The organism is Dyadobacter ginsengisoli DSM 21015, assembly GCF_059568735.1.
This window is the reverse complement of sequence record NZ_JCANTY010000006.1, coordinates 276,777-292,886: the sequence shown is the minus strand read 5'-3', so window position 1 is coordinate 292,886 and position 16,110 is coordinate 276,777. Positions and strand designations below refer to the sequence as shown.

Genomic DNA, 16,110 nt, shown 5'->3' with positions numbered 1-16,110 from the left:
CTCATTATCAATATATTAAAATCAAATATACTAATAAGATCTCATAAAGCATCTCTCGCACACGCTTACCCAAACGGAGCGTCTAGAGAAATTATGCAAATTTATTATAAACCAGTCCAGTAAATTAGTTTTTGATTGGCACCTTCTGATACCATGTTTGCACAAATCATCCAACCATTGCTTCCCTTTTGATACCACCGGAAGGCACTAAAATGCCCGCTTTCTACCGCTTTTTATTTCAAACGACCTCCTTTTGACCAGTACATCAGGCTAAAAAGGAGAAATGAGAAGCACAAAAATTTGTAAAATTATTTCTATAAATAATAGAAGTAATTTCATGTAAGAATTAAATCTATTTAATCATTAATCAAACAATTTTCACCCACTCCTTTTGGCTCTTTCAGCACATTTGCCGCTACAAATCATCATGCACTCCATCACCAGTGGTGGAGTGAAAAAACCAGCCGCTTTCCAAGTGTTTTAGATACCCAAAAAGACATTGTATTATGGGAGCTAAAAAACCATCATCGAGGCACTGGTCATATTTCATCCGCTGGCAGCCCATGGGACGCCGGTGGCCCATTTAATTCCCTAGATTAGCAGGAGGCAAATAGGAAAGGCGATGACAGTAACCTCGGAAGAGCCAGTATCATCGCTTTTTAAAGAATTATCTTTCCCTTCAAACCTTACCAACAATCCAAGTACCCGATATGCGATTTCGCCTTACCCAAGCATTTATTTCCAGCATCATAACATTGATACTCGTCCCTTGCTGTTATGCCCAGCATGATTTCAGCACCAGTTATTTCAAAATCCATATTGACAGGAAAGGCTGGATTACAAGTATGAAAAATGTCACGGTAACGGCCCATCAGCGGGAATTCAGCCCTGCCGATAAGCCTTCCCCACTGTTATCTCTTTTCAACAGTGAACAACAAAAATATTACCAACCGACAAAGGCTATTTATAATAAAGCGAAAGGAACCTTCACGCTGCACTATCCCAATGGCTCAGTGGCCACGGTTTCCCTGGTTACCTACAAAAAGTACTTTAAACTGACTTTACAGTCGCTTCATCCGCGCAACGGTATCGATAATATTCAATGGGGCGCCTATCATACCAACATCACCAATCTTTTCGGCGAAATCATCGGAGTCGCCCGCGATACGAGCGAGGCGGTCAACTATGCCATTGGCATGCTGGCACTCAACGACAATACCCTGGGAGGCACATCCGAAACCATCGCCGATGCCGCACCTTTTCAATATATCATTCATAGTCCTGATCTGCAACGCTTTCCACTCCCATCACACCTGCACGAAGGGCAGATCTTCCCCATCGGCGGCGATGGGATCAGCGATGTGGCTTTTTATTCGCATAAAGAACCTTATTACCGGATATTATACGGCAATGCGGCGCAGATCGACGGTAAGGGCAGGATTTCCATTGCCTACAACTCCAGGGACAGAGCCTTCAAACGCGAGGTTTTCTTTTCATTGATACCTAATATGGAGGCCAATGTGCCCAACCATCTGGAAGTGCAGCCTTTGCCAGGTGTCGACTATCGGGGTTCTTCTGTCGCTCTCTGGGGCAGCCCGGACAGTACTGCGCTCCTGGATGTGATCCGGAATATTGTTTTATCGGAAAGCCTTCCTTATCCCACTATCCACGGCAAATGGATAAAGGATCCGGCAGCCTTTATCCCCGATGCTATGACCAGCGGCGGCGTGTACGATAGCATCGTCCCCTATACGCATCGTTTAGGTTTTAAGGCTATCAGCTTGTACGATCAGGGCTTTATCCGACCCGATCGTGGCAATGCCGGGTATATCGACGGAAAAAACTTTGAAAAGAAACCCCTAAAAATGGCGTCAGGGGCCAAATCGCACAGGGAATTTTCGGAAATGGCTTCGCTGCAGGGATTGCTCATCGGCCGGACGCCTATTACCAATGCCCTGGCACCGGATACCAAAGACGCCAGTCCCATTCCAAGCGATAGTCTTTGTTACCAGCAAAAACGTCTGCTAACCAGAAACATCGGCCCGGCAGACACCATCATCCTGGTCAATGACCCTCAATATCTCAACGAAATAGCCAGTTGGGAGGGACATTGCAAAAATCTGAACATGGTCAAGATAGGAAAAGAACTCATTTACTATCTGGGCGTTTCCGCTGAAGCGCCTCACCGGCTTTTAAATGTGAAACGTGGCTATTGGAACACTGTCAGCGCTGGTCATTCAGCGGGCGATACCATTTACAAACTTCAGGTGACCGTTAACTACGGTTACGACGGGTTGATCCCGAATGTGCAATTGCAGGACAAAATAGCCGAGCACTATGCGGTCATTTGCAAAGTGAATGGTCTCGCCTACTACGATTTTGACGGTCAGGAGTTTTTGTTCAATAACGGACATGGCTATTACTCGGTCAAGCGCTTTTTCCGGAAAATGTTTGAAAAGGGTAAAGAACTGGGCGTGCCCTATATCCGCTTTACGGGCTCTACCTTGTCGGAGGGTTCATGGCACTATCAAAGCATCTGGAATGTGGGAAGCGGGAAAAACCTTTATGATGTGGAGACCAGGGAATGGGGAAGCGCCACCAGCCAGGGTAAAGATCTCAGAGATGTGACATACGCCAACTTTTTCCCTTCCGGGATGGGCGGTAATTTTCCGATCAACGCCAATTCCACAGTGGCCCAGTATGAGCATATCCAGGCAATCTCAGTGGGAATAGGTTCAACTTATAGTCTGCAACTCAACCAGAAGGATGTCGAAAGCTGTCCTCAGAAAGACGCGATTTTCAAAGCGATCAGAACCTGGGAAAACGCACGTTCTGCAAATGCTTTCCCTCGCCCGATCCGGAAAGTACTCGCCGATCCTGCCAATCAGTTCCATTTGGAAGAACTCAGCGACAACACCTGGCAGCTTTATACAACAGACATCGATGGCCGGAACCGCCGCCCCTTTTGTATACTTACAAGACCCTAAAAACGGAAAACGCCGGTTTCCAGGAAGAAAGCCGGCGTTTTTCTGTTTCTGATCTTTCCGAAGGGCGTTACTCCGTACAACGCTAACCCGCTATTTGATCGCCACAGGTACTTCGGTATTATCCCAACGGAGTACAAATCCTTTGCCGGTGACATCGTATGCCAGCCGTTCGCTCATTGATGCGCTTTTGCCCGGCTTGGCCGTCACAGTCAATACATCTTTGCTGGCGTCTTTCGAGGTCTCGCCGCTCCGTTTGATTCCCCATTGTCCGGTTTCGGAATTGAAGACAAATGACCATTCGTTCTCGCCCGGGATCGCATACAGGCTGTATTTACCTGCCGGCAATTTCTTCCCTTCGATCATGAGGTCCTTGTCTGTTTCAAAAATCGTCGCTTCGTTCGCGCCTGCCCGCCAAACTTTTCCATAGGGCACCAGTTCCCCAAAAACCTTCCTGCCCTTAACGGCCGGACTAGAATAGTTAATGGTGACAGTAGCTTCCCCAATTTTACCGGTAGCGGTTTTTGGCGGGCTGGGCCGACTCGCCTTATCTCCCTGAGCAAAAACCAGCGCTGACATCAGCATACATATGGATGCCAGAATAGTACTTCTTAAAATCGTTGCCTTTTTCATTTTTCAACTGGTTTAGTTTGATAATTGCACATCAAAAACTGTACTAAATATCAGCAATTCATACGAGAAACAATATCATTCCTAATCACCCACCAAATTTGTCGCATTTACACCCCACCTACTCATTCCGAGCTCATTACCTTTAAGTCGTTGAAAATAATTCACTCAAACTAACACCGACATGAGCATCATCCATAAGACTTTCGAAGCAGAGCTGATCAAAAGCCCCAACAAAGGCGGCTGGACTTACGTAAAATGGCCGGAATCGGTCAGTTTCTTTAAAACACGCGGATTGGTGAAGGTAGCAGGAACGATCGACGGCCATTCTTTTCAGAGCTCTTTTATGGCGTTAGGTGATGGCACGCATAAGCTTCCCGTCAAATCCGACCTTCAAAACCTGATCAAAAAGACCCAGGGAGAGAAAGTTACAGTCGTATTAACCGAGCGGTTGGACCGTTAGCCGTTTTCACGGGGCTTCCCTCAGGTTTTACTTATAGGCGTCCCGACGCGGACGCACACTGTTCATTAGTGAACATCAAAACGCATACATAATTTGTCAATAAACTGATTATAAGCACATTAACCATCTGGCAAACTATTTGAACCGGCAATGGGGCCGGCGGTAAAGTACCATGTGCTATTTGGGAGCCGCCTGCCCCGTTGGTCTCTCAAAGAAATTATCCAGAACGCTACTTAATATGCTTAGGAACTACCTCAAAATCGCCTTCAGGAACCTGCTTCGGAACAAAGGCTTTTCGGCGATCAATATTCTAGGATTGTCGGTTGGGATGGCCAGTGCATTGCTCATCCTGTTCTGGATGTATAATGAGGTCAGCTACGACCGTTTCCACAAAAACCGGGACTATCTATACGACGCCTGGAACCGCGGAACGTTTGACGGAAAGCTCCAATGCTGGAATTCAACACCCAAAGTGTTGGGTCCGACACTGAAAGCGGAGTATCCCGAGGTGGTTGATATTTCCCGAAAGTATTCGCGCTGGTATGTAACCCGGGTCGGGAACACGAAAATTTCCAGCGAGGCGATCGTCACCGACGCAGCATTTCTGAGCATGTTCGATTTTCCGCTTTTGCAGGGAAATCCCCGCACCGCGCTCAATGCCGTCAGTTCCATGGTGGTGACACAGAAAATGGCGATTAAAATGTTTGGTACCGAAAATGTGCTCGGGAAATTCATTTCGATCGACAAAGATAATTTCACTATCACCGGGGTTATGAAAGACCTGCCGCCCAATACTGAATTCCAGTTTGAATATATTCTTCCGTGGCAATACCTGAAAAAAAGCGGCGAGGATGACGAAAATTGGGGAAACAACACCGTCAGGACGTACGTCCAGCTCAAACCCGGCACAGATCCCGAACTCCTGGCAAAAAAAATCAGAGATATTACCATCCGGCATTCCAACAAGACCGAAGAGCACGAGGTGTTCCTGCATCCGATCACCCAATGGCATTTGTATTCCAATTTTGAAAACGGCAAGGTGGTCGGCGGGCGGATCGCGATCGTCCGGCTGTTCGGGATCATCGCTGCATTTATCTTGCTGATTGCCTGTATCAACTTTATGAATCTCAGCACAGCCCGCAGCGAGAAGCGGGCCAAGGAAGTGGGCATCCGTAAAACGGCGGGGGCCAACAAGGGACTACTGGTCGGGCAGTTCATCGGAGAATCGATTCTGATCGCCCTGATCGCAGGCTCCATTGCATTGTTCGCTGTGTACCTGGTATTGCCTGCATTCAACACCCTGATCGCCAAAGACCTTCAGGTACCGGTTTCTAACCCGCAATTCTGGGTTGCAGCACTCGCATTTATCCTGTTCACAGGCATTGTCGCCGGGAGCTATCCGGCCTTCTACCTGTCGTCATTCAAGCCGATCAGCGTCCTGAAAGGTGCATTCAAGAAAACCCAGGGATTGATCAACCCTCGTAAAATGCTGGTGGTCATCCAGTTCAGTTTCGCTATTGTGCTGATCATATCTACGCTGATCGTAGTCCAGCAAATCCGTCACGCGCAGGACCGGGACCCCGGCTATGACCGCGGACAGGTAGTCTATCACTGGATTACCGGGGATCTTGCCAAAAACTATAAACAAATAAAACAGGAACTGCTCGCGACCGGCATTGCTACGTCGGTCACCAAAACCGCATCCCCGCTGAGCAGTGTGACCAGTGATACGTGGGGCATTGAATGGCAGGGCAAAAACATGGCCGAAAAAATCGATTTCGATCGTTTCACGGAAGATGAGGACCTGGTGGCGACAGCCGGACTGCAGCTTATCACTGGCCGTGACATGGATCTGACCAAATTCCCTTCCGACTCTTCGGCAATGATTCTCAATGAAACCGCGGCTAAAATCATGGGCTTTAAGGATCCGGTCGGTCAGACCGTCAAAGACAATGGTACGGCCTATCATGTAATCGGCGTAGTCAGGGATTTTGTGATCCGTTCGCCTTATGACAAGCAGGGGCCGCTGATTATCGAGGGCGCCCAGAGCTACTTCAATGTGATCCATATGAAACTCGATTCGACCCGAACCGCATCTCAACTGATGCCCGCGGTAGAGGCCATTTTCCGCCGCTACAATCCCGAATACCCGTTTGAATACCATTTTGTGGACGAAGACTATGCGCTCAAATTTGAAGACACCCGCCGCATCGCCACATTAACAGGCCTTTTTGCCGGGCTTACCATCTTCATTTCCTGCCTGGGATTATTCGGTCTGGCCGCTTACATGGCCGAGAACCGCATTAAGGAAATCGGGGTGCGAAAGGTGTTGGGTGCTTCGGTCATGAGCATTGCGGCATTGCTTTCGCGAGAATTCATGGCTTTGGTGACCATTTCCATTTTTATCGCTGTACCAGTTGCATGGTACACGATGACCCTTTGGCTCAGCGACTTTGCCTATCGCGTCAGTATCCAGTGGTGGGTATTTGCGCTATCTGGTGTACTAGCGATTGTCGTATCTCTGCTGACTGTCAGCTACCAGGCCATCAGAGCGGCCTTGCTGGATCCCGTCAAGAGTTTACGGAACAATTGACTAGCCTTTTTCCTGCAACATTGTAATTAATTCCTGCTGCGTTTGAATCAGCAATCGCAGTGCCTGGATATGTGTGTCATTTACATTGACATGCATTCCGGAAAACCTCACGCGGTGGAGACTGACCAATGTCTCGATGTCAGTCTCCAGAATAACGGCTATCTCAGACAGCCTTCCTATTGTCAGCGAATCCTGCTCTTCATTTTCGAGCTGCCGGTAGCGTTGTTTTGAAATCCCCAGCCTTTCGGCCACATATTCCTGCGAATAGCCCAACCGGCTCCTTGCTATTCGTATGTTATCTCCTATCGGAATTCTGATCTGTTCCATGGTGCTGCTGGTCGGGTCTCTGTGGGGTTACATTCGAAAAAGCGATCCGTTCACCAATGATCCTACTCAGACTGCTTGAGCGGCGGGAAGTAATTAGCTTGGCGATTACCCGCCGGGCAGCCCACGGTCTACTGCGCCAAGCTAGTCAAATGTATACTCATGCTAGTTCTTTACCACCGCATATATGATCGGAATGCGGCTTTTTTTGAGGCTATTTGCAATTAGTATTTAATACAAAAACCACGCATTATGCTTATGAAAAAACTTCTGCTTTCACTTGTTTTAGGCTGCATCAATATGATGATGCCGCTTGTCTTTTCCCAGACACTATACAATTCCAAAAATGTCGACCGGACGGCCATGAGCTTCTATGATGGTTTTCAGACATTCAGGGCATTGGAATACACTCTTAATCAAGATCCGCAAAGCCAAAAGATTTATCGCTTGCAAACAAAGCCTGAAAATGGGTATCCGGAGATCACTTTACAGGGCGAAAGCCAGGGCAGTACTGTTTACTTTGAAGACAAATCACCATACGACGATCAGTTTTCGGATAATAACACACCCTACTTAAGTTCAGAAGCGGTACAGACCTTTTATGCCTTTCAGCGGGTGATGAAGGCCGTGGATCAGAAGTTCGGCTGGAAAGGCATTGATGGCATCGGACAAAAGCCCGTGACCATTTACATGAGAGATTCTGATGACGACCCTTCCAATCCGTATAACTCCGGGGCTCATTACAGTGATGACTTTGAATATTTTGAATTTTTCCGGGCCACCAAAACGAACAACAAGCCATTTAACAATGTGCTGGAAGTAGTTGGTCATGAATATACTCATGCTATTATGCACCAAAAGACAGGGATTAATTTTGATTGGCCAGACCTGTGTAAGGAATCTCCTGCGTTGGACGAAGGCATTGCCTATATTCTTGGCATCTACTTAAAAAACAAAATCCTGCAAACGCCGCCCCAAAATTTTGATTGGGTGTTTGAAAAGCAAATAAAAATTCCTGGGGAGGATTTCGGCGATCCCAAAAGCTTTGGGTTTCCCGACACATATTACGGTCAAAACTATCCAAGTACCTGTTCGATGAGCTTCAACGTACATCCCGCTTCGGGAGTCCTGCTCAAATGGTTCTATCTCCTTGTCGAAGGTCACCAGGGCACTGCGTATAATGACTTCAGTTACCCATACAGCGATCTGGTAGGCATTGATGTGGAAAAAGCCATCCAGATAGTCTGGGAGGCAATACCATCCATCAAGGTGTACTCCAACTATCATGCATTCAAAACATATACACTGGACGCTGCCAAGAAGCTCTATGGTCTGCACTCTACCGAATACCTGGCCGTACAGAATGCATGGTGCGCGGTGGGCGTTTGCGATAACAATACGGCCAGCTTTTCGATGTCGCCCGCCAATGCCACCAGCGACGTCATTCCGTGGCCAGCTGTAAAAATAAACCTTACCTGGCCCGGCGTTAACAATGGTGACGTCAAGAAATGGCTCGTGGAGACATCCACCAAATACGATTTTTCAGAAAATCTTCAGACCGCCGAAACCGATAACATCACCATGGTGGTCGATCCAAATGGGTTGCTGACCAATTACGCTACCGTCGATGCCTACTACCATCCCGGGGAAAAGGTCTATGCAAGGGCCAAAATCATAGAGGCCGATCCCAATTTCTGCAAAGGCATTAACCCGCTTTGTCAGTTCTATCAGCAGTTCAGTCCTACGCATGCTTTCGTGCTGAAAGATCTGAAAATCAAGTTTTGGCCCAACAACAACCTGTCCATGGTGGTCAATCCCTGGGATAAACCTGAACTTGTATGGAAGTCTGTCGATGACGCGCATCGTTATGGCCTCCAGGTGGCCACCGACAATGATTTCAATAACCTGGTCTATGATGGCTTTGCATTGCACACCACCAATTTCACCGACCAAGGAGAGATCAACACGGTTATGGAAGCAGGGCAGGATTACTATGCCCGCGTCAGGGCGGAACGGCTGGATTTCATCAAAATCAATAAAAATTATGGGGCATGGTCCGATGTCGTCCATCTCTATACGGCCACACCGCAGACTTCCATATTGCAGGCCCTGAATCAAAATGCCAATGATCCCGCCACGCCGGTCAGCAGCCTTGGGTTTGCTATGGACTGGTATGCTTATGCAGGGGCAAGTAACTACGTCATACAAGTCGCCACAGACGACGCATTTCTCAATATCATCCGCTCTCAAACCGTGCCGGGGAATCTGACGTCCACCAATTTCCTACTCCCTTCTGTCGCTGATCTTACCAATCTCTTTGTACGTGTGTTCCCGCAAAAAGGAGCGGCATTTGGCCTCTGCAACAAGACCTGGCGTATCAAAACCGATCAACAACTGGCCGTACCGGCCATGAATAGCCCGGCCAACGGCACGGTTTTTCCCTTCCACGACTTCCTGGCTACTTTTACATGGACCGAAGGCTCGCTCAATAAGAACTGGGTGGCCCAATATCAATTGGAGATCACTAAAACAGCGTCCAATGTTACTTCTATTTTTACTACCCCAAACCTGGACTTACTCATTAAAGACCCATTGCTGTTTGATGGCAATTTTCAGGTGCGGGTCTGTGCAGTAAATGCCCTGGGAGCGAAATCAGCCCTTTCCGCCCCTTTTAATTATACTGTCTGCCCGGACCACCCCGCCGTATCCTTTCCCGGTGATTTGGGCAAAGTGGATTCGGACAAAAATTTCAATATCGAGTGGTACCACAGTGAATCGTTTGCCGCCGGCAGCCAATACCTGGTCACTATAATGGATCCCGTTAACTCGGTCCCAATAGCCGGATTCAATAACAAGCCTACTGCAAACAATTTTATGCTCGTACCGGCAGGCACATTGACCAGCGGTAAAAGCTACCTACTGACCGTCAAAAACTCTTCCTCCTGCGCGGCAATAGTTCTACCCCAGGTATTTTTCAACGCCGTAGGGTCGGGAGGTTCCAACCAACCTCCAAAGCCCCAGCTCGTCGATTTTACTATTGACCTGAAAGGATTCCGCAATGATCCCGACGGTTGGGCCTGGGGTACATCCAACTACCGGCTCGGTATCGAACTGATCGATCCGGATGGCAACCCGCTCGCTCTGGTCGATCCGAATTTAAACCAGGTTACCTTTCTCGATGTCGACTCGGAAAATTCAGGTGTCATCATGGTGGCCGATGATAAACCCCAGGGCAAGTACAAGCTAAGGCTGAAAATACTCGATATCTTCCCCCCGCTGACCTACTATCCCTTCGACCAGCCATCCTTCTCAGTATCCGTCAATGGGCAACCAGTGATAAGTAAGCATGTTATTACCGTTGACTTCTTCGACCCTGATTCGCCCTTCAACCAGTGGCTGGTTGGATTCCAGTTTGACGATGTTGTACTGGATGTCAAGTAAGACTCGGCCTGCCAATCTTGTAGAGTTTATAAAACAAAACACCCATTCAAGGTTATGAGAAGACGTTTAAGTTATTTTTTGTTGGGGTTGTTAGGCTTACTGTATTCTGAAAAGCTATTTGCTCAGACCCTTTACAATCCAAAGAATGTCGACCGGACAGCCATGAGCTTTTTCGACGGACAGCAAACATTCAGGGCACTAGAATATACTAAGGACCAAGACCCTCAAAGTGAAAAAGTATATCGGTTGCAAACTTTGCCTGAAAATGGATTTCCCGCGATTACATTGCAAGCCACCAATCAAGGCTCCACGGTTTTCTTTGAAGACAAAGCACCGTATGATGACCAATTTACGGACAATTTGACACCCTATTTAAGTAGCGAGGCGGTCCAGATTCTATCTGGTTTCCAACGCATTGAGAAGGTGTTTGACCAACGGTTCAGTTGGAAAGGGAGCGATGGAGTTGGAACTGCCCCTCTTGACATAAAGATGAAGAACTTGTTTGAGACAGGCTCTAAGTCTCGTTCCTACTATTTAGGCAATGCCTTGGGGGGATATTTCGGCTTCGAGAGGAATCTAAATGATAACAAACCATTTCAGATTACAATCGATGCGCTTGCTCATGAGATGACCCATTCGATCATACGATACAAAACTGGAATTTACTCAAAAAGTGACATCAGTTGTTCCGAGTATGTGGCAGTTAATGAAGGAATTTGCAACATTTTTGGAATCTATGTCAAAAACAAAATAATGAATTCGACTCCCCAAAATTACGACTGGATTTTTGCCCCGCAAGTATTAAACTTAACCTTCGATACCAGCAATCCCAAAACAGGTCAGTTTGCGGATACATATCATGGCCAATATTACCCGCAATCCTGCGTAGGCGAGAAGCCTTACCATGCTGGGGGAGTAGCCTCTCGTTGGTTCTATTTACTATCGGTCGGGTTTCAGGGTTCCAAACAGAACGATCTTGGTTATACGTATAGCAACCTTACCGGGATTGGTGTTGAAAAAGCTATTAAGATCATCTGGGATGCGATTCCATCTTTGAAATCTTTTTCGAATTATCCGGCATTTAAGCTGTTTACCTTACAAGCGGCCGAAAAACTGTATGGCTTGAATTCCGTCGAGTATCAGGCAGTGCATCAAGCCTGGTGTGCAGTTGGTGTTTGCGACAACAATCTGCCCTTTTTCACTCTGTCACCTGCCAATGCCACTTCGGGTGTGGAGCCCTGGCCTGAAATAAACGCTAACTTCTCCTGGGACGATGATAAACGCATAAAGGAGTGGGAAGTAGAGATGTCCACTAAATATGATTTCTCAGAAAATTTGCAAACCGTTAAAGTAACCAGCTTTGATGCATTCTTCAAACCTGGCGGAGGGATTGTTTATGCCGGTAAAGCGACTGGGTATTTCCACCCGGAAGACCTGGTGTATATACGAGCGAAGATTACACAGGCCGATGCCAACTTCTGTAAAGGACTGAATCCACTCTGCCAATTGTACCAGCAATTTAGCCCTACCCACGCGATTGTCCTTAGCAACAAAAAAGCCCAATTCTGGCATGCTGTCCCAGCGACTGGCTTCACAGTAAATGCTTGGGAAAACCCAGCTATTGATTGGAAGAACATATTTGGCGCTGAAAAGTATACTTACCAGGTAGCGACCGACAAAGAATTTACCACTCTTGTCTATACCGGATCGGCAAACCCAACAGGCAACTTTACAGAATCAGGTATAATCAATACAACCCTGGGAGTAAATCAGAAATATTATGTCCGTGTCAGGGCAGAACGGAACAATTCTGTAATCGTCAATAATTTCGGCGCCTGGTCAGACATCGACAGTGTAAATACCTACATCCCCCCCACCAGCGTCCTGCAAGCACTCAACCAAAAACCCAACGATCCGCCCACCGTAGTGAGCTCGCTGGGTTTCGGGGTCGACTATTACAAGACTCCCGGAGCTTTTCAATACCTCGTGCAAGTTGCCACCGATGATGCTTTTTCCAACATCGTCCGTTCTCAGGTAGCACCCGGCAACATGACAAACGCATTGGTAACATTACCAAACCTTGCCGACCAAACTGATCTTTTCGTGAGGGTATTGCCGCAGAAAGGCTTTGTTTATGCCAAATGTACCAACGTCTGGCATATCAAAACCGATCAAAATGCCACGTTGCTGGCAATGGCGGGGCCTGATCCCAAAATACCGATCCCGTACAAATCTTATTTTGGTGAAAAATTCTTTTGGGGATACGGCACTGTGGAGCCCAATCTGGTAGCTCATTTTAAGCTCTGCATCAAGGAAAAAAGTTCAGGACAAGTCACCTGTTTTACAACTCCCGGTAAGGCCCTGGAAAAGGAAGTCCTCGACCAGCTGATGTTCGATGACCACCAGGGTATCGAGGCAAGCGTGATGGCCATTGGACCGCAAGGGGCCGAATCGGGGTTGTCCCCCACTTTCAGCTACACCATCTGTCCTGACCAACCCCTTCCCAAGTTTCCAAATGAAAATGACCAGATCGACCCTGCTCTCCCTGTTATCATTACCTGGGACGCCAGTCTATGGATGGAACCCGGTGAGCAGTACCTGGTGACGATTGCGAGTAACGGAGTTCCGGTCAATGGTTTCAACAATGCTCCGACAATGGCGACATCTATGCTCCTTCCCGCAGGCACATTGGGGAATGGCAAAAACTATACATTGGCCATTAAAAACTCCGGAAGCTGCCCGGGCCTTAACGCACCCACGGTCTTGTTCTCCACCCTTGCGGGCGGCAACAATAATCCGCCAGCCATACCTCTAAAAGACCTCGACATCAAAGTGATTGGTTACAGGAACGATCTGGATCTTGCCGACCCTTTACCGATCGAGACTTCGGATTACCTGTTGGGCGTAGAGCTACTGGATCCAGATGGCAAGATAGTCCAGATCGTTGATGCCAACGGAAACCCACTGACGGAGTTATGGGTCGATTCCGAAAACGCCGTCCTCGGAATGTTTAAAAAGGACATGCCAGCCGGCAAATACACCCTCAAGCTGACAATGTTGAATCTTCCCCAGCCACTCGCCTACAACCTCTTCGATCAGCCCCATTTCTCTGTACTGCTCAACGGAAAAACGGTGATTGATAAGCATATTATCACTTTTAACCCCCTTGATCCCGCTTCACCTTCTCATGAGTGGCAGCTCAACTTCCCATTCTCCCCTATCATTCTCGACCACAAATAACAATGTCACATTCAAACAATTACAACTATGAAAAGAAATATTTCATCTCTAATAGTCATTAGCTCAGTATTGGCTGCAAGCGGTGTACAGGCTCAAAAGTTCCGTCAGCCAGAACCTGCTTTTGATTTTGTCAGAAAAGGATCGATTTTAACCGTCAAAAGTGCCTCCGGTGAACAGCTCACCACGATCGACCTGGACAAACCTGTGTTTAAAGGCAAAGTCGTTGCATTTACTTATTCTGCAAAAAAAGAAAAGGCGCTCCAACGGCCCGAAAATGCAATAAACACCGTCATGATCTTCCCTAACCCTGCATCCAGGGAAGTCAACTTGCAATTTAAGGGCTCCTGGAAGTATCCGGTCAATGTGCAGGTGTTAGACAAAAATGGTAATGTGTTGCAGACCAGCCGACTGGAATCAGCAGAGCATCCGCTTGATATCGGATCGCTTGCGGAAGGAATTTACATCTTAAAGGCGCAATCGGGCGATATTTATGCGTCGGAGAAGTTGGTTGTGCAATGATCCAAAAGGAGTGTGATTGATTTCACACTCCTTTTCTCTTCTTATCAATGATAAACTTTTGCCCTTCGATTAATCCGCGGATTCCTTCGGTTTAATGACACGACGTGCCCCACACAGGTACAGGTCCGGAGGAGCAATTGACCATGATGCTCCCTGGTGAGCGGACCTCCCCTATCTTCGGCTATGAATCTCCTGTCGCGCATCGTATGCTCGAATCGGAAAGGCCACATGCTAATTGGAAATCATTATTTTTTCTCCTAAATTATATTTCGAATGTAACTACACCTCTACTACCATGCAATACGAAGCTTCCTGGGATAAATCCGTCAAAATCATCACCACAGGCGTAACCGTGCTATTTATTGGATTGGGCTTCATGGATTTTCTTCCTTTTAGCCATCCCTTCGACTGGAAAAAATCGGCAATCATAACGTCGATTCTAATAGTGACTTACGTGAGTGCTTACATTTACCGGCCTCTTGGATACACTATAACCGATAACCAGGTTATTATCCGCAGGCCATGGCGTAGCGTGATTGTGGAAAGGAAGTCGATTAAAACAGCCCAGATTATTTCAAAAGACCAATTGAAATTTACCATCCGTACTTTTGGTGTTGGCGGGCTCTTCGGATATTATGGCAAATTTTACAACTCGGTTTATGGCAAAATGACCTGGTACCTCACCCGACGCGATCGTCTTGTATTGATCAAAACCGTCGACAACAAGACCATTCTGCTGTCGCCCGACGAAATAGATCCATTCATTAAAGAATTGGGAAGTACTGAACTCGTCACTAGCTGAGCTCTAAATTAAGCCTGCTAACCTATTTTCCAGCGAGGTTTTTTGAGAAAAAAGGCAACATCTTCGTTTCAATCCGCTCGCCGATCTTGTTGATATGATCACCCTCATACTCTTCATAGGAATGGGCGATCTGGTAGTTTTCCAGAATCTGATGCAGGATTTTGATGTTGGCGGCAATGGGTTGGTCGCGATCTCCAGCGTCGAAGCCGATGCCTTTCATTTGTTTCAGATTCGTAATGTACTGGTCAATATTAGAAAGACCCATATTTGCATTCCATTTAATTTCGGTCACCGGCGAAACCTTACCGTTTTCGACGATCGCGTCCGTGTAGAAGGGCGGCCGCGTGGGGTTCGGCGACCAGGCTGCTGCATAAGCGAGAGCTGCCTTGGTCATAAAATCCGCCTTGGAGATATCTTCCGGTGTTTTTACGGCTTCTAATTTTGCAATAGCCTCTGCCGAGCGTGGGTTACCCGGCGCCATGCAGCACGGACTCAGCAGATAGATGCTTGAAAATATTTCGGGATGCCGCTCTCCAATGCGGATCGTTCCATAACCGCCCATAGAATGCCCGGCTAGTCCGCGGCTCGCAGCTTTAGAAATCGTCCGGTAGTGCTGATCGATATAGCTGACCAGCTCTCTGGAGACAAAATCCTCCCAGTTTCCGGCTGTAATCGAATTGGAATAATAACTGCCACCACTGCGGGTAAAGGCATTAGGTGTGACGATGATCATCTCCTGCGCCTGGCCCGAAGCAAACACCTTGTCCACGATCACCGGGAGATTGATCCAGTGCTTCACAAACCCGTACCACTGTGCATCTGTGTCTGTGAAACCGTGCAGCAGGTACACCACCGGAAAGCGGCGTTTTGACTCTTTTTTATAGCTCGGAGGCAGATATACCGACACATCCGGATCGGCCGGGTTACCTTCGAGATTGCCTTCTAGTGCCTTGCCGTGTACTTTAATGCGCTCCACCGAGCCTTTCAATGCGGGCTGGCCAAATGTGATCAATGGCGTAAGCAGGACAATCAATAAAAGGGCGGTCAGTCTTTCTCTTTTCATTGCAGGTCAGGTTTGAATTTACCTCCAAATTAAGAAAGATTAACCGCCCTT

General features: G+C 47.5%; 10 protein-coding genes. 7 read left to right on the top strand and 3 right to left on the bottom strand.

Translation table 11 applies throughout. From position 1 onward, the window contains the following. The first annotated feature begins 845 nt into the window (after nt 1-845). Complete coding sequence (locus tag BP71_RS22970) at nt 846-2,987, top strand: hypothetical protein (protein WP_496383589.1); 2,142 nt, start codon at nt 846-848, stop codon at nt 2,985-2,987. A gap of 90 nt (nt 2,988-3,077) precedes the next feature. Here BP71_RS22970 and BP71_RS22965 read toward each other — a convergent pair whose 3' ends face one another. Continuing rightward, nucleotides 3,078-3,617 carry a DUF2911 domain-containing protein gene (locus BP71_RS22965; protein ID WP_496383587.1) on the bottom strand — a complete coding sequence of 180 codons (540 nt, stop codon included), beginning with the start codon at nt 3,615-3,617 and terminating at the stop codon, nt 3,078-3,080. Between the two features lie 181 nt (nt 3,618-3,798). Between BP71_RS22965 and BP71_RS22960 the strand changes: the two genes are divergently transcribed. Then, entirely contained in the window at nt 3,799-4,077 is a 279-nt protein-coding gene (locus BP71_RS22960) for a DUF1905 domain-containing protein (protein WP_496383585.1), read from the top strand. 238 nt (nt 4,078-4,315) lie between these two features. Next, nucleotides 4,316-6,670, top strand: coding sequence for an ABC transporter permease (locus tag BP71_RS22955; protein WP_496383583.1), 2,355 nt, complete (start codon nt 4,316-4,318; stop codon nt 6,668-6,670). Here the strand turns inward: BP71_RS22955 and BP71_RS22950 are convergent, their stop codons facing one another. Next, nucleotides 6,671-6,997 carry a helix-turn-helix domain-containing protein gene (locus tag BP71_RS22950; protein WP_496383581.1) on the bottom strand — a complete coding sequence of 109 codons (327 nt, stop codon included), beginning with the start codon at nt 6,995-6,997 and terminating at the stop codon, nt 6,671-6,673. It lies immediately after the preceding gene. Nucleotides 6,998-7,252: 255 nt separating this feature from the next. On the opposite strand from BP71_RS22950, the gene BP71_RS22945 reads away from it, so the two are divergent. From BP71_RS22945 to BP71_RS22930, 4 genes are all read left to right on the top strand, one after another. Then, nucleotides 7,253-10,435 carry a M4 family metallopeptidase gene (locus tag BP71_RS22945; RefSeq protein ID WP_496383580.1) on the top strand — a complete coding sequence of 1,061 codons (3,183 nt, stop codon included), beginning with the start codon at nt 7,253-7,255 and terminating at the stop codon, nt 10,433-10,435. A 54-nt stretch (nt 10,436-10,489) separates the two neighbouring features. Then, on the top strand, nt 10,490-13,675 hold the full coding sequence (locus BP71_RS22940; protein ID WP_496383578.1) for a M4 family metallopeptidase: 3,186 nt from the start codon (nt 10,490-10,492) through the stop codon (nt 13,673-13,675). A gap of 27 nt (nt 13,676-13,702) precedes the next feature. After that, the gene (locus BP71_RS22935; RefSeq protein ID WP_496383576.1) at nt 13,703-14,194 is read left to right on the top strand and encodes a T9SS type A sorting domain-containing protein; all 492 of its coding nucleotides are present in this window, start codon (nt 13,703-13,705) and stop codon (nt 14,192-14,194) included. A 295-nt stretch (nt 14,195-14,489) separates the two neighbouring features. After that, nucleotides 14,490-14,996 (top strand): PH domain-containing protein, encoded by a 507-nt coding sequence (locus BP71_RS22930; protein WP_496383574.1) that lies wholly within the window; start codon nt 14,490-14,492, stop codon nt 14,994-14,996. Between the two features lie 22 nt (nt 14,997-15,018). Here BP71_RS22930 and BP71_RS22925 read toward each other — a convergent pair whose 3' ends face one another. After that, nucleotides 15,019-16,059, bottom strand: a complete 1,041-nt coding sequence (locus tag BP71_RS22925; protein WP_496383572.1) for an alpha/beta hydrolase — start codon at nt 16,057-16,059, stop codon at nt 15,019-15,021. Between the last annotated feature and the right edge of the window lie 51 nt (nt 16,060-16,110).

Excerpts from the sequence above, each read along its gene's own strand:
- BP71_RS22945 (WP_496383580.1), top strand. The coding sequence starts at position 7,253 with ATGAAAAAACTTCTGCTTTCACTTGTTTTAGGCTGCATCAATATGATG.
- BP71_RS22935 (WP_496383576.1), top strand. The coding sequence starts at position 13,703 with ATGAAAAGAAATATTTCATCTCTAATAGTCATTAGCTCAGTATTGGCT.
- BP71_RS22960 (WP_496383585.1), top strand. The coding sequence starts at position 3,799 with ATGAGCATCATCCATAAGACTTTCGAAGCAGAGCTGATCAAAAGCCCC.
- BP71_RS22965 (WP_496383587.1), bottom strand. The coding sequence starts at position 3,617 with ATGAAAAAGGCAACGATTTTAAGAAGTACTATTCTGGCATCCATATGT.
- BP71_RS22925 (WP_496383572.1), bottom strand. The coding sequence starts at position 16,059 with ATGAAAAGAGAAAGACTGACCGCCCTTTTATTGATTGTCCTGCTTACG.
- BP71_RS22950 (WP_496383581.1), bottom strand. The coding sequence starts at position 6,997 with ATGGAACAGATCAGAATTCCGATAGGAGATAACATACGAATAGCAAGG.
- BP71_RS22970 (WP_496383589.1), top strand. The coding sequence starts at position 846 with ATGAAAAATGTCACGGTAACGGCCCATCAGCGGGAATTCAGCCCTGCC.
- BP71_RS22930 (WP_496383574.1), top strand. The coding sequence starts at position 14,490 with ATGCAATACGAAGCTTCCTGGGATAAATCCGTCAAAATCATCACCACA.
- BP71_RS22955 (WP_496383583.1), top strand. The coding sequence starts at position 4,316 with ATGCTTAGGAACTACCTCAAAATCGCCTTCAGGAACCTGCTTCGGAAC.
- BP71_RS22940 (WP_496383578.1), top strand. The coding sequence starts at position 10,490 with ATGAGAAGACGTTTAAGTTATTTTTTGTTGGGGTTGTTAGGCTTACTG.